Annotated in this window: 16 protein-coding genes; 13 read left to right on the forward strand and 3 right to left on the reverse strand. The window is 61.4% G+C overall.

The features are described 5' to 3' along the window. Positions 1-164 precede the first annotated feature (164 nt). Together rpmE and DBR46_RS06335 are read left to right on the forward strand one after the other, a co-directional pair. Entirely contained in the window at positions 165-395 is a 231-nt protein-coding gene (rpmE, locus tag DBR46_RS06330) for a 50S ribosomal protein L31 (RefSeq protein ID WP_124525450.1), read from the forward strand. Between the two features lie 287 nt (positions 396-682). Then, positions 683-1,951 carry a malic enzyme-like NAD(P)-binding protein gene (locus tag DBR46_RS06335; RefSeq protein WP_017738862.1) on the forward strand — a complete coding sequence of 423 codons (1,269 nt, stop codon included), beginning with the start codon at positions 683-685 and terminating at the stop codon, positions 1,949-1,951. A gap of 286 nt (positions 1,952-2,237) precedes the next feature. Here the strand turns inward: DBR46_RS06335 and DBR46_RS06340 are convergent, their stop codons facing one another. Next, positions 2,238-4,703: a penicillin-binding protein 1A gene (locus DBR46_RS06340; protein WP_124525451.1), complete on the reverse strand. Its 2,466-nt coding sequence runs from the start codon at positions 4,701-4,703 to the stop codon at positions 2,238-2,240. A gap of 203 nt (positions 4,704-4,906) precedes the next feature. Here DBR46_RS06340 and pilM point away from each other — a divergent pair, with 203 nt between their 5' ends. The 10 genes from pilM to hemE all read left to right on the forward strand — a co-directional run bounded on the left by pilM (position 4,907) and on the right by hemE (position 19,354). Beyond that, on the forward strand, positions 4,907-5,560 hold the full coding sequence (gene pilM / locus DBR46_RS06345; protein WP_124525452.1) for a type IV pilus biogenesis protein PilM: 654 nt from the start codon (positions 4,907-4,909) through the stop codon (positions 5,558-5,560). Then, complete coding sequence (locus tag DBR46_RS06350) at positions 5,560-6,111, forward strand: PilN domain-containing protein (protein ID WP_124525453.1); 552 nt, start codon at positions 5,560-5,562, stop codon at positions 6,109-6,111. Before pilM ends, DBR46_RS06350 begins: the two co-directional genes overlap by 1 nt. Next, the gene (locus DBR46_RS06355; RefSeq protein ID WP_124525454.1) at positions 6,108-7,079 is read left to right on the forward strand and encodes a pilus assembly protein PilP; all 972 of its coding nucleotides are present in this window, start codon (positions 6,108-6,110) and stop codon (positions 7,077-7,079) included. Before DBR46_RS06350 ends, DBR46_RS06355 begins: the two co-directional genes overlap by 4 nt. Before the next feature lie 70 nt (positions 7,080-7,149). Further along, entirely contained in the window at positions 7,150-8,460 is a 1,311-nt protein-coding gene (locus tag DBR46_RS06360) for a type IV pilus secretin PilQ (protein ID WP_124525664.1), read from the forward strand. A 4-nt stretch (positions 8,461-8,464) separates the two neighbouring features. After that, the gene (gene aroK, locus DBR46_RS06365) at positions 8,465-8,983 is read left to right on the forward strand and encodes a shikimate kinase AroK (RefSeq protein WP_016979191.1); all 519 of its coding nucleotides are present in this window, start codon (positions 8,465-8,467) and stop codon (positions 8,981-8,983) included. A gap of 125 nt (positions 8,984-9,108) precedes the next feature. After that, complete coding sequence (gene aroB / locus DBR46_RS06370) at positions 9,109-10,209, forward strand: 3-dehydroquinate synthase (RefSeq protein ID WP_017738869.1); 1,101 nt, start codon at positions 9,109-9,111, stop codon at positions 10,207-10,209. Between the two features lie 10 nt (positions 10,210-10,219). After that, a complete protein-coding gene (locus DBR46_RS06375; protein ID WP_124525455.1) occupies positions 10,220-11,794 on the forward strand; it encodes an SPOR domain-containing protein in 1,575 nt (524 codons plus the stop codon). Positions 11,795-12,145: 351 nt separating this feature from the next. Further along, on the forward strand, positions 12,146-16,591 hold the full coding sequence (gltB, locus tag DBR46_RS06385) for a glutamate synthase large subunit (protein ID WP_124525456.1): 4,446 nt from the start codon (positions 12,146-12,148) through the stop codon (positions 16,589-16,591). Between the two features lie 32 nt (positions 16,592-16,623). Further along, positions 16,624-18,042 carry an FAD-dependent oxidoreductase gene (locus DBR46_RS06390; RefSeq protein WP_088423072.1) on the forward strand — a complete coding sequence of 473 codons (1,419 nt, stop codon included), beginning with the start codon at positions 16,624-16,626 and terminating at the stop codon, positions 18,040-18,042. Positions 18,043-18,286: 244 nt separating this feature from the next. After that, complete coding sequence (hemE, locus tag DBR46_RS06395; RefSeq protein ID WP_124525457.1) at positions 18,287-19,354, forward strand: uroporphyrinogen decarboxylase; 1,068 nt, start codon at positions 18,287-18,289, stop codon at positions 19,352-19,354. A gap of 139 nt (positions 19,355-19,493) precedes the next feature. Here the strand turns inward: hemE and DBR46_RS06400 are convergent, their stop codons facing one another. Beyond that, complete coding sequence (locus tag DBR46_RS06400) at positions 19,494-20,768, reverse strand: MFS transporter (protein ID WP_124525458.1); 1,275 nt, start codon at positions 20,766-20,768, stop codon at positions 19,494-19,496. A gap of 124 nt (positions 20,769-20,892) precedes the next feature. Between DBR46_RS06400 and DBR46_RS06405 the strand changes: the two genes are divergently transcribed. After that, a complete protein-coding gene (locus DBR46_RS06405) occupies positions 20,893-21,786 on the forward strand; it encodes a LysR family transcriptional regulator (protein WP_124525459.1) in 894 nt (297 codons plus the stop codon). A gap of 291 nt (positions 21,787-22,077) precedes the next feature. Here DBR46_RS06405 and DBR46_RS06410 read toward each other — a convergent pair whose 3' ends face one another. Continuing rightward, positions 22,078-22,521 (reverse strand): hypothetical protein, encoded by a 444-nt coding sequence (locus tag DBR46_RS06410; protein WP_124525460.1) that lies wholly within the window; start codon positions 22,519-22,521, stop codon positions 22,078-22,080. Positions 22,522-22,539 lie beyond the last annotated feature (18 nt).

Genomic DNA, 22,539 nt, shown 5'->3' on the forward strand with positions numbered 1-22,539 from the left:
GACAGGGGAGGGCTTGGGGTAGCCGATGGTTTTCTGATGAAAGGGAGTTTCATGCCCTCAGCGCCGCTTGCGCGATTAAAAAGGTCTGGTAGAATCCGCGGCCTAATTACGTGCGGTATTCGACAATAGTGTCGAGTGGCGGCACGCTAGCCCGAGGAAGTGCCATGAAAGCCGATATCCATCCAGCGTACGAAACCATCGCAGTAACTTGCAGCTGCGGCAACAAGTTCGAAACTCGTTCGAACCTGTGCAAGCCACTGGGTACTGACGTATGCAACGAGTGCCACCCGTTCTACACCGGTAAGCAGAAGACTCTGGACACCGGCGGCCGCGTACAGCGCTTTGCTGACCGTTTCGGCGCTTTCGGCAAGAAGCCTGCTGCTGCAGCAGAGTAAGCCTGAAAAATCCCTTGGGTTTTTCCCGCTGAAAAAAGAGGCGTCCCCAGTGGACGCCTTTTTTGTGCCTGAAATTTGATAAAAACCGCTTGAAAGGACTTTTTAATAAAAAATTGTAGACATTTTTTTATTCGATTGTGAACAGTTGAGCCCTTGTATCCCGTGGCCTTAGACCAAAGTACGGCGCTCTGGGGCCTTGACACCGGTGACTACCCAGTCTTGTAGGGACTTTACGACACGCGTATCCTCGGCGGTCCGTCGACCAACAGTAAAAGCGGAATGCCGATATGTCTGATTTGAAAACTGCCGCTCTCGAATATCATGCCAATCCTCGTCCAGGAAAGCTGAGTGTAGAGCTCACCAAAGCCACCGCCACCGCCCGCGACCTGTCGCTGGCCTACAGCCCTGGCGTGGCCGAGCCCGTACGTGAAATCGCCCGCGATCCTGAGTTGGCGTACAAGTACACCGGCAAGGGCAACCTGGTTGCAGTGATTTCCGATGGCACCGCGATTCTGGGCCTGGGTAACCTCGGCCCATTGGCTTCCAAGCCAGTCATGGAAGGTAAAGGCGTGCTGTTCAAGCGCTTCGCCGGCATTGACGTTTTCGACATCGAAGTCGATTCCGAGAGCCCACAGGCTTTCATCGACACCGTAAAGCGCATTTCCATCACCTTCGGTGGCATCAACCTGGAAGACATCAAGGCACCTGAGTGCTTCGAGATCGAAAAGGCCCTGATCGAACAGTGCGACATCCCGGTATTCCACGATGACCAGCACGGCACCGCGATCGTTACCGCGGCTGGCATGATCAACGCCCTGGAAATCGCTGGCAAAACCCTGGCTGACGCGAAGATCGTCTGCCTGGGCGCTGGTGCAGCGGCTATCTCGTGCATGAAGCTGATCGTGAGCATGGGCGCCAAGCTGGAAAACATCTACATGGTCGACAGCAAGGGCGTGATCCAGTCCGAGCGCACCGACCTGAACCAGTACAAGGCGATGTTTGCCCACCCGTCCTCCAAGCGCACCCTGGCTGACGCCCTTGACGGTGCAGACGTGTTCGTTGGCCTGTCCGGCCCGAACCTGCTGAGCGCTGAAGGCCTGAAGTCCATGGCAGCCAACCCGATCGTGTTCGCCTGCTCCAACCCGGACCCGGAGATCTCGCCAGAGCTGGCTCACGCCACTCGTAACGACGTGATCATGGCCACCGGCCGTTCGGACTACCCGAACCAGGTCAACAACGTGCTGGGCTTCCCGTTCATCTTCCGTGGTGCCCTGGACGTTCGCGCCAAGCGCATCAACGAAGAAATGAAAGTAGCCGCCGCCAACGCCCTGCGTGAACTGGCCAAGCTGCCTGTGCCTCAGGACGTGTGCGACGCCTACGGTGGTGCCAAGCTGGAATTCGGCCGTGAGTACATCATTCCGAAGCCAATGGACAAGCGCCTGATCACCCTGATCTCCGATGCCGTGGCCAAAGCCGCGATCGAGACCGGTGTGGCCACCCTGCCGTATCCGAAGAACTACCCGCTGCAAAGCGTGGATGATGTGTTCAACGGCTAAGCCGTTGTAGCGCACCAACAAAAAGCCCCGGCTCGTGAGAGTCGGGGCTTTTTGCTGTGTGGCGCTTAACTTGAGCCTTGCACAGAACCAAGTGTGGGGCTTGGCTTCTGTGGGAGCTGGCTTGCCTGCGATAGCATCACCGCAGTGTCACTGGAAGACCGAGTTGCCTGCATCGCAGGCAAGCCAGCTCCCACACAAGCCAGCTCCCACACAAGCCAGCTCCCACACAAGCCAGCTCCCACACAAGCCAGCTCTCACAGAAGCCAGGCCCCGCACTGGATCTGCATCAGAACAGATCGATTGGCGCCGCCTCATCCGCCGGTAGCGGGCTACCCGGTGCCACACCATTGCCCAGCTCGTTGACCGACGGCGGCGTGTCTTCGCTCTTGAACAGTTCGAAGTAGGCATTCGGCGTGCTTGGCGATGCTACGCGGCCACTCACCGGGTCGATCCGCAGGCTGAGGATGCCTTCCGGTTCCGGTTGGGTGTGCAGAGGCTTGTCCTTCAAGGCAGCGCCCATGTAGCTCATCCAGATCGGCAGCGCGACGGTGCCACCGAACTCACGACGGCCCAGGCTTTCCGGCTGGTCATAGCCGGTCCACACGGTAGTCACGTAGTCGCCGTTGTAACCAGAGAACCAGGCGTCCTTGGAGTCGTTGGTGGTACCGGTCTTGCCGGCGATGTCGGCGCGGCCGAGGGCCAGGGCGCGACGGCCGGTGCCTTTCTTGATCACGTCTTGCAGGATGCTGTTGAGGATGTAGGTGGTGCGGCCATCCACAATGCGCTCGGCAACGGCAGGCGCCTGCGGCTCGGTGGGCGTAGCGGCGTTCGCAGCGGGCGCGGCGCCTGGGGTCGGCTCGATGGTGATGCCGCCGTTGCTCGGGGCTGCCAGGCCATCGGTAGCGGCCACGCCGTTGACCACGTCACCCGGCACACGCGGTGGGTTGGCAGTGAACAGGGTGTCGCCATTGCGGCTTTCGATCTTGTCGATCAGGTACGGCGCGATCTTGTAGCCGCCGTTGGCAAAGGTGCTCCAGCCGGTGGCGATTTCCATCGGCGTGAGGGTCGCAGTGCCCAGGGCCAGGGACAGGTTCGGCGGCAGGTCCGACTTGTTGAAGCCGAAGCGCGTCATGTAGTCGATGGTCTTGCCCACGCCCATCGCCTGCAACAGGCGGATCGACACCAGGTTGCGCGACTTGTACAGCGCCTCGCGGATACGGATAGGGCCAAGGAAGGTATTGGTGTCGTTTTTCGGACGCCAGACCTTGTCCAGGTATTCGTCGACAAACACGATCGGTGCATCGTTGACCAGGCTGGCAGCGGTATAGCCGTTATCCAGCGCGGCGCTGTAGATGAAGGGCTTGAAGCTTGAACCCGGCTGGCGCTTGGCCTGCACGGCACGATTGTAGTTGCTCTGCTCGAAGGCGAACCCACCCACCAGGGCGCGGATGGCACCGTTCTGCGGGTCGAGGGAAACCAGGGCGCCCTGGGCCAGCGGCACCTGGCTGAATTTGAGGCTGTCATCCTTCTGGCGTTGCACGCGGATCAGGTCACCCACCTGCGCCACATCGGACGGCTGCTTGGGCATCGGGCCCATGCTATTGGTGTTCAGGAAGGGGCGCGCCCACTTCATGCTGTCCCAGGCCACATGGGCTTCGCCGGTGCGGGTCAGCACCTGTACGCCGTCTTTTTGCACCTGGGTCACGATGGCCGGTTCCAGGCCGCTGATGGCGCGCTGCTTGCCCAGTTCGGTGGTCCAGGCGCTGAGGGTCTTGCCCGGCAGGCGCGACTCAGGCCCACGGTAGCCGTGGCGCTGGTCGTAGGTAATCAGCCCGGAATGCACCGCGTTGTTGGCGATTTCCTGGGTGTCGCTAGGCACCGTCGTGGTCACACGGAAACCTTCGGTGTAGGCCTCGCTGCCATAACGACCGACCATCTCGGCGCGGGCCATTTCAGCGATATACGGTGCGTTCACTTCTGGCGTAGGCACGTGGTAACTGGCGTTCAACGGCTCGGCCACCGCGCTTTCATAGGCGGCCTGGTCGATCTTGCCCAGCTTGTACATGCGCCCCAGGATCCAGTCGCGACGCTCTTTGCTGCGCGCCGGATTGGCCAGTGGGTTGAAGCGCGACGGCGCCTTGGGCAGGCCGGCGATCATCGCCATCTGCGCCAGGCTCGCGTCACGGATCGACTTGCCGTAGTAGACCTGCGATGCCGCCTCGATGCCGTAGGCACGGTTGCCCAGGTAGATCTTGTTGACGTACAGCTCAAGGATCTCGTCCTTGGTCAGCTGGCGTTCAATCTGCAGTGCCAGCAGGATCTCGGTGGCCTTGCGCGAAAAGCTGCGCTCGCTGGTGAGGAAGAAGTTCTTCGCCACCTGCATCGTGATGGTGCTGCCGCCGGATTGAATGTGTCCGCTTTTTACCAATTGCGTGGCGGCACGTACCAGGCTGCTGGGGTCAACGCCGTAGTGGTTGGCGAAATTATCGTCTTCGGCCGACAGCAATGCACTGATGAAATTGGGTGGAATATCGGCGAAACGGATCGGGGTGCGGCGCATTTCGCCGAACTCCGCGATCAGTTTTTCATCGCTGCTGTAGACCCGCAAAGGAATCTGCAACTGGATACTTCTGAGGGCCTCTACGGAGGGCAAACCCGGACTAAGGTAGAGGTAGGCCCCGCTGAGTACGAGCAGCAGCCCGCAGACGATCGCGACAATGGAGTACCCGAAAAACTTCAGCAGACGAATCAAGGCTTTTGGATTTCCAGAGAAAAGAATGGGTTAGGCGTCGGGGCATGCATGGCTAACGATGGATCGACCCGGGCTGTAGGTAAATAGCGGGGAAAAACGCTGGGCATTAAAGCATTTTTCGGCTTGGGGCGTCATTCGCGCCTGCTCAGCGGCCAACCGGCGGTAGGACCGCCGTTATGACAGGGAAAGTTTTGGGGAGTTTTATGAGAAAGGGATTTTTCAGGCGAAAAGTTGATGCCGTCCTCGGCGTCGATATCAGCGACACGGCGATCCGGCTGGTCGAACTGGGCCATTCAAGCAGCGGTTACACCGTCAGAGGCTACGCCACACAGGCGCTGCCGTTGCGTGCGGTGGTTGATGGCAACTTGCTAGACCTTGAGTCGGTAGGGCTTGCACTGCAGCAGGCAGTGGCCCGATTGCACACGTCAGCCAGGTACGCGGCAATTGCTGTGGCAGGCCCGTCGGTCATTACCCAGGTGATCGACATGGAGGCCGGGCTCAGCGACGAAGAGGTGGGCTGGCGGATTCAGATGGAGGCCGACCAATACATTCCCTATCCATTGGATGACGTGGCCATCGACTATCAAGTGCAGGGCCCATGCGCCCAGGACCCGGCGCGGGTCGAGGTGTTGTTGGCGGCCTGTCTCAGGGAACAGGTCGAGGCGCGTGAGGCCGTTTTGGCCCAGGCCGGGCTGGTGGCGCGGGTGGTGGATGTCGAAGGGTTTGCATTGGCGCGTGCTTGCAGTCAGGATTTCGCCAGCTTCACGCCGGGCCGTCGAGTCGATGGCGCACAATGGGCCGTGGATGCCCAGGGAATGGGAGTTGCTTGCGGGTTGGCCCTGAGGAGTTTCGCTTGATGACACGAATCAATCTTTTACCTTGGCGTCAGGCGCTGGCAGAACGGCGGCGCAAGTTTTTCCTGATGTTGCTGCTGGCGTTCGCCGGTGTGGCGCTCGCCGCAGTATGGCTGGCGGACCAAGTGATCGACCAGGCGATCGATCGGCAAGTCACGCGCAACAACCACCTGGATAAGGACGTCGCCGTCCTCGATTCACGCATCAAGACCATCGACGACCTGCACGTGCAAAGCCAGCAATTGGCGCAGCGCATGAAGGTCGTCGAGGACTTGCACGATGGGCGTTCGGCCGGTGCCCAGCTGCTGGATCAGTTGGCGCGCGCCGTGCCGGATGGGGTGCACCTGCATGAAGTGGTGGCCAAGGGCGATACGGTGAGCATTCGCGGCAGTGCTGAATCCAGCCAGGACATCGCCCAGTTGATGCGTCGCCTGGAGGCTACTGAAGGCGCCCATGCCGCTCGTTTGCAGCATGTGCGAACGGAAGGCGCGCGCGGCGCCAATGAATTTCAGTTGATGGTGCGCCAGGGAGAATCCGGCGAGGTGCAACCTTGAGCCTGCCCAGGCTCGATCTTTCTGCGCTCACTCACAACGCTGCACATTGGCCCCTGCCTGGCAAAGTCTTGCTGGGTGGCGCGTTGACAGGCCTGTTGTTTGTAGTGGGTGACCTTGTGTACCTGAGCCCTGCGCGGGAACGGTTGCACCAGACCGAGGTGCAGGAAGTGGTCCTGAAACAGCAAATTGCGCAAAAAACTGCCTTGGCTGCCGGTCTGGAGGGGCGGGCCCGTCAGATGGAACTGATGCAGGTGAAGGTTGATCGGCTTTTTCAAGCGCTGCCCGCTGAATCCGAAATGGCCGGCCTGCTGGAAGACATTGCGCGGTTGGCATTGGCCAATGGCTTGTTGATTGAAAGCGTCACGCCGCTGGATGAGCAGCCACAGGCTTTTTATGTCGAGCAACCGGTGGCGGTTGGCGTCAGTGGCGCCTATCACGACCTGGCGATGTTCGTCAGCGCATTGGGTGGCCTGTCCCGATTCGCCACGGCCCATGAGGTTGCCCTGCGCCCGGAGGGCAGGCTGCTGCGTCTTGAGCTGCTGGTGAAGAGCTATTGGCGTATGCCTGCGGGCGGCCGGCAGGCTGGGGTCACCACGCCGGACGCGCGCTTTGTCTATGATTCATCCGGCCTGCGCGACCCGTTCGCGCCACTTGCCGTTCAGACTGACCACGCGCGTGGGCGGCCGGCCCGGGCGCCGGACCTCACGCGCCCGCGTGGTGCCCTGGAAGCGTATGCGGTCGACCAGTTCGAAATGGTCGGCACCCTGTCTCGTGGCGTGCAGGCTTTCGTTCTGCTGCGCATGGCCTCTACGGTGCACCGGCTGGCGGTCGGTGATTACCTGGGGCCGGATCACGGTCGGGTCACCGCCATTTACGCTGGGCATGTCGAGCTGGTCGAGTTGTTCCCCGATGAACAGGGTGCATGGCTGGAACGCCCGCGAACCCTCGTGTTAAACGTCAACTCATAACGGAATCAACCCAATGAAAAGGACTTTCTTGTCCTTCGGTGTGGCGCTATGGATAGCGTTCACGGCACCGATGGCTGCTGCTGTGCCCAATCGCGTCGACCTGATCCAACTGCCGCCGCCGCAGGCGTTGGCAGGGGACAGGCTCAACCTCAACTTCCAGAACATCGAATTGCGCGCCGTGTTGCAGCAAATCGCCGACGTGGCCGGCCTCAATCTGGTGGCCAGCGACGATGTGCAAGGCTCGATCACCCTGCGTCTCAAGGATGTGCCCTGGGACCAGGCGCTCGACCTGGTGCTGCAAGCCAAGGGCCTGGATAAGCGGATCAAGGCCGGTGTATTGCTGGTGGCGCCTGCCGAGGAGTTGGCCGCCCGCGAACTGCTTGTGCTGGAATCCCGCCGGCAAATGGCCGAGCTGGCGCCGCTGCGTCGCGAGCTGTTGCAGGTCAATTACGCCAAGGCGGCGGACCTGGCCAAGCTCTTCCAATCGGTGACGGGCCTGGAAGGCAGCACCGATGAGCGCGGCTCGGTGGCGGTGGATGACCGCACCAACAACATCATTGCCTACCAGACCGGCGAGCGGCTGGAGGAGCTGCGGCGGATCGTGGCGCAACTGGATATCCCGGTGCGCCAGGTGATGATCGAGGCGCGGATTGTCGAGGCCAATGTGGATTACGACAAAAGCCTGGGCGCGCGCTGGGGTGGGCGGCTCAATCGCGGGAACTGGGGCGCTGGCGGAATCCCCAAACCGTTAGCGGAGGGCGCAGAACCGCCGGAAAATCCGCCCAGCTCGCCGTTTGTCGATTTGGGGGCGATTACCGGCACGTCGGGCCTGGGCATCGCCTATATCACCGACAACCTGCTGCTGGACCTGGAACTGACCGCCATGGAGAAAACCGGTAACGGTGAAATCGTCTCACAGCCCAAGGTGGTCACGTCCGACAAGGAAACTGCACGTATCCTCAAGGGCACCGAGATCCCCTACCAGGAATCCAGCTCCAGCGGCGCCACCTCGGTGTCGTTCAAGGAGGCCTCGCTGTCCCTGGAAGTCACCCCGCAAATAACCCCCGACGGCCACGTGATCATGGAGGTCAAGGTCACCAAGGACGAGCCCGACTACCTGAACAAGCTCAACGACGTGCCGCCGATCAAGAAGAACGAAGTCAACGCCAAGGTGCTGGTCAAGGATGGCGAGACCATCGTTATCGGCGGGGTTTTCTCCAATACCCAAAGCAAAGTGGTAGATAAAGTGCCATTTTTGGGCGATGTGCCGTATCTTGGCCGCCTTTTCCGGCGCGATGTGCTGGCGGAGAAAAAATCCGAGCTGCTGGTATTCCTGACTCCGCGTATTATGAATAACCAGGCGATTGCTGTGAGTCGTTGATTCTGTGCGAAATTTGATTCTTGTAGGACCGATGGGGGCTGGAAAAAGCACCATCGGCCGTTTGCTGGCCAAAGAGCTGCGCCTGCCATTCAAAGATTCCGACAAGGAAATTGAATTGCGCACGGGTGCCAATATCCCATGGATCTTCGATAAGGAAGGCGAGCTGGGCTTTCGTGACCGCGAGCAGGCGATGATCGCCGAGCTGTGCGGCCTCGATGGCGTGGTATTGGCCACCGGCGGCGGCGCAGTCATGCGCGAAGAAAACCGTCGGGCGCTGCATGCCGGTGGTCGGGTGGTCTATCTGCATGCCTCGGTCGAGCAGCAGGTGGGCCGTACCGCCCGCGATCGCAATCGCCCGCTGCTGCGCACGGCCAACCCGGAGAAAACCTTGCGGGACCTGCTCACGCTGCGCGACCCGCTGTATCGGGAAATCGCCGATCTGGTGGTGGAAACCGATGAGCGGCCGCCGCGGATGGTGGTTCTCGATATTCTTGAGCGCCTGCAACGGCTGCCACCCCGTTAAAGCCAGGCCCGAAATGCGCTATTCTCGGCGGCGCGCCATCACCTACTGAGGTGTGGCGTAGAGCCATCAGGCAATGCCCTATCTCGACGTTGCCGGTCGTCACACCATCTCTAACGCGGGGACACATGCAGACACTTAAGGTCGATCTAGGCGAGCGCAGCTACCCGATCCATATTGGCGAGGGTCTGCTGGACCAGCCCGAGTTGCTCGCCCCGCACATTGCTGGGCGGCAAGTGGCGATCATCTCCAACGAAACGGTCGCGCCGCTGTATCTAGAGCGTCTGAGCCGCAGCCTTGCGGCGTATTCGGTGATCTCGGTGATCCTGCCAGACGGCGAAGCCCACAAAAACTGGGAAACCCTGCAACTGATCTTTGATGGCCTGCTGACTGCACGCCATGACCGCCGCACCACCGTGATCGCCCTTGGCGGCGGTGTGATCGGCGACATGGCCGGCTTTGCGGCGGCCTGCTACCAGCGTGGCGTGGACTTTATCCAGGTGCCGACCACCTTGCTGTCCCAGGTCGATTCGTCGGTGGGCGGCAAGACCGGTATCAACCACCCGTTGGGCAAGAACATGGTCGGCGCGTTCTACCAGCCTCAGGCTGTACTGATCGACACCGCCACACTCAATACCTTGCCACCGCGCGAGTTGTCGGCGGGCCTGGCGGAAGTCATCAAGTACGGGCTGATCTGCGACGAGCCGTTCCTGGCCTGGCTGGAAGAACACGTCGACGCCTTGCGCAACCTTGACCAGGTGGCACTCACCGAAGCGATTTCCCGCTCCTGCGCCGCCAAGGCGCTGGTGGTGAATGCCGACGAACGGGAGTCCGGCGTACGGGCCACCTTGAACCTCGGCCACACCTTCGGCCATGCGATCGAAACGCACATGGGCTATGGTGTGTGGTTGCATGGGGAGGCCGTAGCGGCTGGCACAGTGATGGCATTGGAGATGTCGCAACGCCTGGGCTGGATCAGCGCCCAAGAGCGTGATCGTGGTATCCGCCTGTTCCAGCGCGCCGGTTTGCCGGTCATCCCGCCTGAAGAGATGACCGAGGCGGACTTCCTCGAACATATGGCGATAGACAAGAAAGTGATCGACGGTCGACTGCGACTGGTGCTGCTGCGCCACATGGGCGAAGCCGTGGTAACCGACGATTATCCAAAAGAGATTTTACAAGCCACGCTGGGAGCGGATTACCGCGCCCTGGCTCAGCTGAAAGGTTAATCAGATCCCGATGACTAGTTTGCATGCCGACGAGGCGTTCCTCGGCCATTACCAGTTAAGCCACGACCCTTTTGCTCCACGGGTGCCTGGTTTCAAATTCTTCCCGGCCCAGCGCAAGCCAGTGCTGGGGCAACTGCACCATCTGGCGCGCTACAGCCAGTTGCTGCTGGTGGTGACCGGCCCGTTGGGCAGCGGCAAGACCTTGCTGCGCCAGGCGTTGGTGGCGAGCACCAACAAGCAATCGGTACAGAGCGTGGTGGTCTCCGCTCGCGGTGCCGGTGATGCGGCTGGCGTGCTGCGCCAGGTGGCCCAGGCGCTGGACGTGTCCACGGCCGAGCCGAACGCGATCCTCAAGCAAGTGGTGCAACTGGGCCTGACCGGTCAGGAAGTCTATTTGCTGGTGGATGACGCCGAGCAGCTCGACGAATCCGCTCTTGAGGCGCTGCTGGCGCTGGCCGCCGGTACGCCGGAAGGCCGCCCGCATGTGTTCCTGTTTGGTGAGTCGTCGTTGATCGCCGATCTGGAGCAGATCAGCGGTGATCAAGAGCTGTTCCACGTGATCGAATTGCAGCCGTACGAAGAAGAAGAAACCCGCGAATACCTGGCTCAACGCCTGGAAGGCGCAGGCGCTGGTATCGAACTTTTCACGGCAAATCAGATCTCTGATATTCACGAAAGCTCCGACGGCTGGCCTGGCACCATCAACCAGGTTGCCCGCGATGCGATGATCGAAGCCATGATTGCCAGCCGCTCTGCGGTCAAGCGTCCAAAGATGGGGTTCACTATGCCTAAGAAGCACGTATTGGCTATTTCCGCAGTTGTTGTGGTTGCTGTTGCCGCCGCCTGGTTGATCCCGGGTCGCAGCAAGGCACCGACCACTGCCGGCGCGCCAACCGAACAGGCGCAGTTGCCACTGGGCAAGCCTACTCCGAACGTTGAATTCGCCAACTCCGGCCAGCCGACCAACCTGCCGATGGTCGGTCAGCCGGTGATGCGCGGCCCGCTCGCTGAAGAAGCCGGTGGCATCTCCGAAGGCGACGACGGCGTGCCGGTGGAAGGCTCCAGCGCCACACCGCCAACCGTCACCACCACCGCGCCACCTGCAGGCGTGCCAGCAGGCCAGCCAGCCGCAGTGGCCAAGCCGACGCCGACGCCGGCACCGACTGTCGCCACTGCCAAGCCGGCGCCAGTGACCAAGCCGGTTGTCGCCGCGCCTGCGCCTGCTGCCAAGCCAGCCCCGGTTCCGGCCGCCAAGCCGGCTGAAAAGCCTGTCACCGTCGCTAAAGCGGGCGCTGCGGGCAGCGGTTGGTACGGCAGCCAGCCTGCCAGCAACTTCGTCGTGCAGATCCTCGGCACCAGCTCCGAAGCCAACGCCCAGGCGTTCGTGAAAGAGCAGGGCGGCGAGTACCGTTATTTCAAGAAAGTGCTCAACGGCAAGCCTCTCTACGTGATCACCTACGGCAACTTCTCCAGCCGTGCAGCCGCTGATTCTGCGATCAAATCCTTGCCAGCGAAGGTCCAGGCTGGTAAACCTTGGCCTCGCACTGTCGCCAGCGTTCAACAAGAACTGGCAGCAACTCGCTGAAGATCCGGCGGCCTTACCCAGGCCGCCCTCCCGGCACCTCAAAAAAAATCGCATGGCGTGCAGTCTCTAGAGACCGCGCGCTTTGTGGTGTCTGCGTCACAGTGGCTTTTGAGTCGTAGCGGTCAGAATTAAAAAAGTTTTGACTAGCACAGCATATCGCTTTAAACCTTTCATAAATGCGACATAGATTTGCGACATTTCGTCGCTAAATTTGTGAGCGTCTGTGTCGGTGTGTACAATGACCTCCCTTTTGCCCCCGCTAAGCCGGCGTACGTTCGGCGTGGAAGGTAACCGGTTGAATTGAAAAGAAATTTGCCTCGATATAAGAGGCAGCCTGGTGAGAAAGTGTCTATGAAAGCAGGTCTGTACCAACCCGATGAATTCAAGGATAACTGCGGTTTCGGCCTGATAGCCCATATGCAGGGCGAGCCCAGTCATACCCTTTTGCAAACGGCCATCGAGGCCCTGACCTGCATGACCCACCGCGGTGGGATCAACGCCGACGGCAAGACCGGTGACGGTTGTGGCTTGCTGATTCAAAAGCCCGACCTGTTCCTGCGCGCTGTCGCCAAAGAGCAATTTGCGGTCGACCTGTCCAAGCAATACGCCGTGGGCATGGTGTTCTTCAACCAGGACCCGGTCAAAGCCCAAGCCGCTCGCGAAAACATGAACCGCGAAATCGTCGCCGCCGGCCTGCAACTCGTCGGCTGGCGCAAAGTGCCGATCGACACCAGCGTCCTCGGCCGCCTCGCGCTTGAGCGCCTGCCGCAGATCGAACAAGTGTTCATCGCCGGTGATGGCCTGAGCGACCAGGACATGGCGATCAAGCTGTTCACCTCCCGCCGTCGTTCGTCGGTTGCCAACGCCGCCGACACCGAGCACTACATCTGCAGCTTTTCCCACAAGACCATCATTTACAAAGGCCTGATGATGCCGGCGGACCTCACCGCCTTCTATCCAGACCTGAGCGATGAGCGCCTGCAAACCGCAATCTGCGTGTTCCACCAGCGCTTCTCCACCAACACCCTGCCGAAATGGCCGCTGGCCCAGCCATTCCGCTTCCTCGCCCACAACGGCGAGATCAACACCATCACCGGCAACCGCAACTGGGCCGTGGCCCGTCGCACCAAGTTCGCCAACGACTTGATGGACCTGGAAGAGCTCGGCCCGCTGGTCAACCGCGTCGGCTCCGACTCCTCCAGCATGGACAACATGCTCGAACTAATGGTCACCGGCGGCATCGACCTGTTCCGTGGCGTGCGCATGATCATTCCGCCAGCGTGGCAGAACGTCGAAACCATGGACCCGGACCTGCGTGCATTCTACGAGTACAACTCGATGCACATGGAACCGTGGGACGGCCCGGCCGGCGTGGTAATGACCGACGGCCGCTACGCGGTGTGCCTGCTTGACCGTAACGGCCTGCGCCCGGCGCGTTGGGTGACCACCACCAACGGTTTCATCACCCTCGCGTCGGAAATCGGCGTGTGGAACTACCAGCCCGAAGACGTGATTGCCAAAGGCCGCGTCGGCCCTGGGCAGATCCTCGCCGTGGACACCGAAACCGGGCAGATCCTCGACACCGACGCGATCGACAACCGCTTGAAGTCCCGTCACCCGTACAAGCAATGGCTGCGCAAGAACGCCCTGCGCATCCAGGCGACCATGGAAGACAACGACCACGGTTCGGCGTTCTATGACGTCGACCAGCTCAAGCAATACATGAAGATGTACCAGGTCACGTTCGAAGAGCGTGACCAGGTGCTGCGTCCGCTCGGCGAGCAAGGCTACGAAGCCGTGGGCTCGATGGGCGATGACACGCCGATGGCCGTGCTGTCCCAGCGCGTGCGCACGCCGTACGACTATTTCCGCCAGCAGTTCGCCCAGGTGACCAACCCGCCGATCGATCCGCTGCGCGAAGCCATCGTGATGTCGCTGGAAGTGTGCCTCGGTGCCGAGCGCAACATCTTCCAGGAATCCCCTGAGCACGCCTCCCGCGTGATCCTCAGCTCGCCAGTGATTTCCCCGGCCAAATGGCGTTCGTTGATGACCCTGGACCGCCCAGGCTTTGATCGCCAGATCATCGACCTGAACTACGACGAGAGCCTCGGCCTTGAAGCCGCTGTGCGCAACGTCGCCGACCAGGCCGAAGAAGCCGTGCGCGCCGGTCGTACCCAGATCGTGCTGACCGACCGTCACATCGCTCCGGGCAAGCTGCCGATCCACGCATCCCTGGCCACTGGCGCGGTGCACCACCGCCTGACCGAAAAAGGCCTGCGCTGCGACTCCAACATCCTCGTCGAAACCGCCACCGCCCGCGACCCGCATCACTTTGCGGTGTTGATCGGCTTCGGCGCATCGGCGGTGTATCCGTTCCTTGCGTACGAAGTACTCGGCGACCTGATCCGTACCGGTGAAGTGCTGGGCGACCTCTACGAGGTGTTCAAGAACTACCGTAAAGGCATCACCAAGGGCCTGCTGAAGATCCTGTCGAAGATGGGCATCTCCACCGTCACGTCCTATCGCGGTGCGCAACTGTTCGAAGCCATCGGCCTGTCCGAAGAGGTGTGCGACCTGAGCTTCCGTGGCGTGCCAAGCCGCATCAAGGGTGCGCGTTTCGTCGACATCGAAGCCGAGCAGAAAGCCCTGGCAGCCGAAGCCTGGAGCGCGCGCAAGCCGATCCAGCAAGGTGGCCTGCTGAAGTTCGTACACGGTGGCGAATACCACGCGTACAACCCGGACGTGGTCAACACCCTGCAAGCCGCCGTGCAGCAGGGCGACTACGCCAAGTTCAAGGAATACACGAGCCTGGTGGACAACCGCCCGGTGTCGATGATCCGCGACCTGTTCAAGGTGAAGACCCTGGACACGCCGATGGACATCAGCGAAGTCGAGCCGCTGGAATCGATCCTCAAGCGCTTCGACTCCGCCGGTATCTCCCTGGGCGCCTTGTCGCCTGAGGCCCACGAAGCCCTGGCCGAAGCCATGAACCGCCTGGGTGCGCGTTCCAACTCCGGCGAAGGCGGCGAAGACCCGGCGCGCTACGGCACCATCAAGAGCTCGAAAATCAAGCAGGTGGCCACTGGCCGTTTTGGCGTGACCCCGGAATACCTGGTCAACGCCGAAGTGCTGCAGATCAAGGTAGCCCAAGGCGCCAAGCCTGGCGAAGGCGGCCAACTGCCAGGCGGCAAGGTCAACGGCCTGATCGCCAAGCTGCGTTACGCTGTGCCGGGCGTGACCTTGATCTCGCCACCGCCGCACCACGACATCTACTCGATTGAAGACTTGTCGCAGCTGATTTTCGACTTGAAACAAGTCAACCCGCAGGCCCTGGTCTCGGTGAAGCTGGTGGCAGAAGCCGGCGTGGGCACCATCGCCGCTGGCGTGGCCAAGGCCTATGCCGACCTGATCACCATCTCCGGCTACGACGGCGGCACCGGCGCTTCGCCGCTGACCTCCATCAAGTACGCCGGTGCACCGTGGGAACTGGGCCTGGCTGAAACCCACCAGACCCTGCGCGGCAACGACCTGCGCGGCAAGGTCCGTGTGCAAACCGACGGCGGCCTGAAAACCGGCCTCGACGTGATCAAGGCCGCGATCCTCGGCGCCGAAAGCTTCGGCTTCGGCACCGCGCCAATGATCGCCCTGGGCTGCAAATACCTGCGCATCTGCCACTTGAACAACTGCGCCACCGGCGTCGCTACTCAGAACGAGAAGCTGCGCAAGGATCACTACATCGGCACCGTCGACATGGTGGTGAACTTCTTCACCTACGTTGCCGAAGAAACCCGTGAGTGGCTGGCCAAGCTGGGCGTGCGCTCCCTTGAAGAGCTGATCGGTCGCACCGATCTGCTGGAAATCCTCGAAGGTCAGACCGCCAAGCAACATCACCTGGACCTGACGCCGCTGTTGGGCAGCGATCACATTCCGGCCGACAAACCGCAGTTCTGCGGCGTCGAGCGCAACCCGCCCTTCGACAAAGGCCTGCTGGCCGAGAAGATGGTGGAAATCGCCGGTTCGTCGATCAACGACGCCAGCGGTGGCGACTTCGCCCTGGATATCTGCAACTGCGACCGTTCCATCGGCGCGCGCATCTCCGGCGAAATCGCGCGCAAGCACGGCAACCAGGGCATGGCGAAAGCGCCGATCACCTTCCGCTTCAAAGGCACTGCGGGCCAGAGCTTCGGCGTGTGGAACGCCGGTGGCCTGCACATGTACCTGGAAGGCGACGCCAACGACTACGTGGGCAAGGGCATGACCGGCGGCAAGCTGGTGATCGTTCCGCCGAAAGGCAGCGTCTACAAGACCCAGGACAGTGCCATCATCGGCAACACCTGCTTGTACGGCGCCACCGGTGGCAAGCTGTTCGCCGCCGGTACTGCCGGTGAGCGTTTCGCCGTGCGCAACTCCGGTGCCCACACCGTGGTGGAAGGCACTGGCGATCACTGCTGCGAGTACATGACCGGGGGCTTTGTCGCGGTACTGGGCAAGACCGGTTACAACTTCGGCTCGGGCATGACCGGCGGTTTCGCCTACGTGCTCGACCAGGACAACACCTTCGTCGACAAGGTCAACCACGAGTTGGTCGAGATCCAGCGGATCAGCGGCGAAGCCATGGAGTCCTACCGGAACCACTTGCAGCACGTGCTGGACGAGTACGTCGAGGAGACCGGCAGCGAATGGGGCCGCAACCTCGCCGAAAACCTCGATGATTACCTGCGTCGTTTCTGGCTGGTCAAGCCCAAGGCTGCCAACCTGAAATCGTTGCTTTCCAGCATCCGTGCCAACCCGCAGTGATATGCGCCTGAAGAGTTTGATGAGGTTTTAACATGGCTGAACGTCTGAATAACGACTTCCAGTTCATCGATGTCGGGCGCAAAGATCCGAAGAAGAAACTGTTGCGTCAACGCAAGAAAGAGTTCGTGGAAATCTACGAGCCCTTCAAACCCCAGCACTCGGCCGACCAGGCCCACCGCTGCCTGGGTTGTGGTAACCCGTATTGCGAATGGAAGTGCCCGGTGCACAACTTCATTCCCAACTGGCTGAAGCTGGTGGCCGAGGGCAACATCCTCGCCGCCGCCGAACTGTCGCACCAGACCAACACCCTGCCGGAAGTGTGCGGCCGGGTGTGCCCGCAGGATCGTCTGTGCGAGGGTGCGTGCACCCTCAACGACGGCTTCGGCGCGGTGACCATCGGCTCGGTGGAGAAGTACATCACCGACACCGCGTTCGCCATGGGCTGGCGCCCGGACATGTCCAAGGTCAAGCCGACCGGCAAGCGCGTCGCCATCATCGGCGCCGGCCCTGCCGGCCTGGGCTGCGCCGACGTATTGGTGCGTGGCGGTGTGACCCCGGTGGTGTTCGACAAGAACCCGGAAATCGGCGGCCTGCTGACCTTCGGCATCCCCGAGTTCAAGCTGGAAAAAACCGTACTGAGCCACCGTCGTGAAGTGTTCACCGGCATGGGCATCGAGTTCCGCCTGAACACCGAGATCGGCAAAGACGTGACCATGGAGCAACTGCTCGAAGAATACGATGCCGTGTTCATGGGCATGGGCACCTACACCTACATGAAAGGTGGCTTTGCCGGTGAGGACCTGCCAGGCGTTTACGACGCGTTGGACTTCCTGATCGCCAACGTCAATCGCAACCTGGGCTTTGAAAAGTCGCCGGAAGATTTCGTCGACATGAAAGGCAAGAAGGTCGTGGTGCTCGGCGGTGGTGACACCGCGATGGACTGCAACCGTACGTCGATCCGCCAGGGCGCCAAGTCGGTGACCTGTGCTTATCGCCGTGACGAAGCCAACATGCCCGGCTCGCGCAAAGAGGTGAAGAACGCCAAGGAAGAAGGCGTGAAGTTCCTCTACAACCGCCAGCCGATTGCGATTGTTGGTGAAGACCGCGTTGAAGGCGTGAAGGTGGTCGAGACCCGTCTCGGCGAACCGGACGCCCGTGGCCGTCGCAGCCCTGAGCCGATCCCGGGTTCCGAAGAAATCATCCCGGCCGACGCCGTGGTCATCGCTTTCGGTTTCCGTCCAAGCCCGGCGCCGTGGTTCGAACAGTTCCAGATCCAGACCGACAGCCAGGGCCGCGTTGTTGCCCCGGAACAAGGCCAGTACAAGCACCAGACCAGCAACCCGAAGATCTTCGCCGGTGGCGATATGGTGCGTGGCTCTGACCTGGTGGTAACCGCGATCTTCGAAGGCCGCAATGCCGCCGAAGGGATCCTGGATTACCTGCAAGTCTGACCCCTGATCCCGAGCTGAAATGGGCTCAAACTGTGGGAGCGGGCTTGCTCGCGAATGCGGAGTATCAGTCACCAAATGTGTCGACTGACCCACCGCTTTCGCGAGCAAGCCCGCTCCCACATTTGGTTTCAGCGTGTTCAAGACATTGCTTCAAATCAACCCGATAGACAAAAGGCACGGCGCACTCCGTGCCTTTTGCGTCCGGCTCTGAGAAAATGCCCGCACTTTTTTTGCGGATGCCGACATGACTGCCCTCAAGAACGACCGTTTCCTTCGTGCCCTGCTCAAGCAACCCGTGGACGTCACCCCTGTGTGGATGATGCGCCAGGCTGGTCGCTACCTGCCGGAATACCGCGCCAGCCGCGCCAACGCCGGCGACTTCATGAGCCTGTGCATGAACCCGGAGTTCGCCTGCGAAGTCACCCTGCAGCCGCTGGACCGCTACCCGCAACTGGACGCGGCCATCCTCTTCTCCGACATCCTCACCATTCCTGATGCCATGGGCCAAGGCCTGTACTTCGAAACCGGCGAAGGCCCGCGTTTCAAGAAAGTCGTCAGCACCCTGGCCGACATCGAAGCCCTGCCGATCCCTGATCCGCACAAGGACCTCGGCTACGTGATGGACGCCGTCAGCACCATCCGCCGCGAGCTCAACGGCCGCGTGCCGCTGATCGGCTTCTCCGGTAGCCCCTGGACCCTGGCCACCTACATGGTCGAAGGCGGCTCGTCGAAAGACTTCCGCAAGACCAAGGCCATGCTCTACGACAACCCGCAAGCCATGCACCTGCTGCTGGACAAGCTGGCCCAGTCGGTCACCTCCTACCTCAACGCGCAGATCATGGCCGGCGCGCAAGCCGTGCAGATCTTCGACACCTGGGGCGGCAACCTGTCGGCGGCGGCGTACCAGGAATTCTCCCTGGCCTACATGCGCAAGATCGTCAGCGGCCTGATCCGTGAACACGAAGGCCGCAAAGTGCCGGTGATCATGTTCACCAAAGGCGGCGGCCTGTGGCTGGAAAGTATCGCCGACGCCGGTGCCGACGCACTCGGCCTGGACTGGACCTGCGACCTCGGCGAAGCCCGCCAGCGCGTGGGCAACCGCGTCGCGCTGCAAGGCAACATGGACCCGACCGTGCTGTACGCCAAGCCGGAAGCGATCCGCACCGAAGTCGGCCGCATCCTCGCCAGCTACGGCAAGGGCAGTGGGCATGTGTTCAACCTGGGGCATGGCATTACGCCGGAAGTGAACCCGGAGCATGCGGGTGCGTTCTTGCGGGCGGTGCATGAACTGTCCGCGCAGTACCACGAATAAAAAAAGCCCGGTTTGATACCGGGCTTTTTCATGGCTGAACACAAGTCAAAATGTGGGAGCTGGCTTGCCTGCAATGACGGCGTTGGATTCACCACCGCCATCGCAGGCAAGCCAGCTCCCACATAAAAGCAGAACCGCTTCAGGTCTTCGCTGCCCCCAACGGCGGCAACTTCGCCAGCTTCAACGCCACCAGCAACGCCCCAATCAACAACGCCACGATAAACCCACCAATCCCATTCCACTCGGCGTAATGCCAGAAGAACCCGCCCGCCGTCCCCGCCACACTCGACCCCGCGTAATAGCAGAACAGATACAACGACGACGCCTGCCCCTTGGCCTTCACCGCGCGGCGGCCGATCCAGCTGCTGGCCACCGAGTGCGCGCCGAAGAAGCCGAAGGTGAAGATCAGCATGCCCGGCACCACCAGCCACAGCGGGGTGAACAGGGTCAGGGCGATGCCGGCGAGCATCAACACGATGGTGGCCCACAGCACGCGGCGGCGGCCGAGGCGGTCGGCGAGGGAGCCGATTTTCGCCGAGCTGTAGATGCCCGAGAGGTACACCAGCGACAACAGGCCGACCACGGCCTGGCTGAGGTCATACGGATCGCCCAGCAGGCGATAGCCGATGTAGTTGAACATCGTCACGAACGCGCCCATCAGCAGGAAGGCTTCGAGGAACAGCCACGGCAGGCCGGCGTCCTTGAAGTGCATGACAAACCCATCCAGCAGGCTGCGCGGCTTGAGGCTGCTGGCGCGGAAGTTGCGCGATTCGGGGAGGATTTTCCAGAACACCGTGGCGGCGATCAGCGCCAGGGCACCGATGATCAAGGTGGCGGTGTGCCAACTGACGAAATCGATCAGCACGCCCATGATCAAGCGCCCGCTCATGCCGCCAATCGCGTTGCCACCGATGTACAAGCCCATGGCCAGGCCGATGTGTTGCGGGTGGATTTCCTCGCTCAAGTAGGTCATCGCTACGGCGGCCAGGCCGCTCAATGACAAGCCCACCAACGCACGCATCATCAGAATCCCTTCCCACGTCGGCATCAACCCACTGGCAATGGTTGCCAGCGCGGCGCAGAACAGGGCTGACACCATGACCGGCTTGCGGCCCAAGCGGTCGGAAATCGGCCCGGTGATCAGCAGGCCACAGGCGAGCATTGCGGTGGCGACCGACAAGATCAGGCTGCTTTGCGCCGCATTGATGGAAAACTCGTGGGACAGTGCCGGCATCATCGGCTGTACGCAATACAGCAGGGCAAAGGTGGCAAAACCGCCGGAGAACAGCGCCAGCACCGTGCGCATGAACATCGGCGTGCCTTTTTCGATGTACGCGTCATTGAGCTGGGCCACCACCTCATCCAGGGCAGTGGGCGGGACTTCTTGAGCGAGTGGAGCGACAGCAGAATTCACGGGGACCTCGGGGAGGGAAAGCGTGCCAGGACCGGCCATGCAAAAAAGAATATAGCTGGCTAATGATTCTTTCCAATATATTGTTCGACCTGTTTGAGAGCTTTTACGACCTAATGAGGCTGGCATGGAATTACGACATCTGCGGTACTTCATCGCCGTCGCCGAAGAACTGCATTTCGGCCGCGCCGCGCAGGTGCTGGGCATCTCGCAACCGCCGCTGAGCCAGCAGATCCAGGCGCTGGAGCAGGAGGTGGGGGCGCGCTTGTTCGAACGTACCAATCGTCGGGTCGAGCTGAGCGAAGCGGGGCGCTTGTTCCTGCATGAGGCGCGGTTGGTGCTGGCCCAGGTGGACAAGGCGGCGGACGTGGCACGCCGCGCGCAGTTGGGTGAGCTGGGGGAACTGAAGATCGGTTTCACCTCGTCGGCGCCCTTCAACGCCAGCATTCCCCAGGCGATCTTTGCGTTTCGCCAGGCGTTCCCGGCGGTTCACCTCAACTTGCAGGAGATGAGCAGCACCCAGGTGGCCGAGTCGCTGGTGGACGAGTCGATCCAGGTCGGCCTGATGCGCCCGCTGCCGTTGCCGGACTCGTTGAGTGTGGTCGAGTTGATGCGCGAACCGCTGGTGGCCGTGTTGAACGCCGACCACCCGTTGGTGGACGGCAGCGAGCGTGGTTTGCACCTGGCGCAATTGGCCGAGGAACCGTTCGTGTTTTTCCCGCGCAGCTACGGCAGTGGGCTCTATGCGCAGTTGATCAACCTGGCCCGTGACGCCGGTTTCAGCCCGCACTTCGCCCAGGAAGCGGGGGAGGCGATGACCATCATCGGCCTGGTGGCAGCGGGGTTGGGCGTGTCGGTGCTGCCAGCGTCTTACCAGCGGATTCGCATTGATGGCGTGGTCTATCGCACGTTGTTGGATGAGGAAGCGGTGACGGCGGTGTGGCTGGTGCAACGCAAGGGCGTGCAAACGCCGATGGCGGAGGGGTTTGTGGAGTTGTTGACGCGTAAGGCCGTTCAGTAAGAAAAACGCACTTCAAAACGAAGCAGATCCAGGTGGGAGCTGGCTTGCCTGCGATGGCGGCGGCACAGGCGACATCTTAGTTGCCAGACCCACCGCCTTCGCAGCCTCGCTAAAGCTCGACAGCTCCCACAGGGGACTGGGTTTGCAGGTTGTGTCAGGCGTACACCGTTCAAAATGTGGGAGCTGGCTTGCCTGCGAAGACGGCGGCACAGGCGAAATCTCTATTGCCAGCCCCACCACCATCGCAGCCTCGATAAAGTTCGACAGCTCCACAAGGGAGCAGCCCCGGTTTTACTTGGTAGTGCCCGTCTGCTCAAACAACTGCGCCGCCGAGCCGGCCTCGTTTGCGCCATTGCTGCGCAGCCCGGCCATGATGTCGCTGTCCAGGTTGTTCACCCAACGGTTGTAGTTGCGGTGGATCTTGCCGTCCTTGTAGCCCAGGTCGCGGCTGTCGCGGTAGGTGATGGCGTAGCTGTTGCGGGTGTAGCGGATGTCGATGGCGGCGTAATACTGGTTACGTATGGTGATCTCGGCCTGGACCAGTTGCGGGCTCAGGCGCTGCACGTTCCACTCGCGCTTTTTCAGGGCGTTGACGATGATCTGCTTCATTTTCTCTTCGCCCACCTGAACATCGGCCGGTATTTCGTGCTGTGGGTTAAGCACGGGCTTGTTGGTGCAGCCAGCGGTGGTCAGCAGGGCCAGGGTGATCAGGGTGGCGCGTAGCAAGGAAGACATTCCGTATTCTCCAATCGA

It is taken from the genome of Pseudomonas sp. KBW05, from assembly GCF_003852405.1.
In the GTDB taxonomy this organism is placed as follows: Bacteria; Pseudomonadota; Gammaproteobacteria; order Pseudomonadales; family Pseudomonadaceae; genus Aquipseudomonas.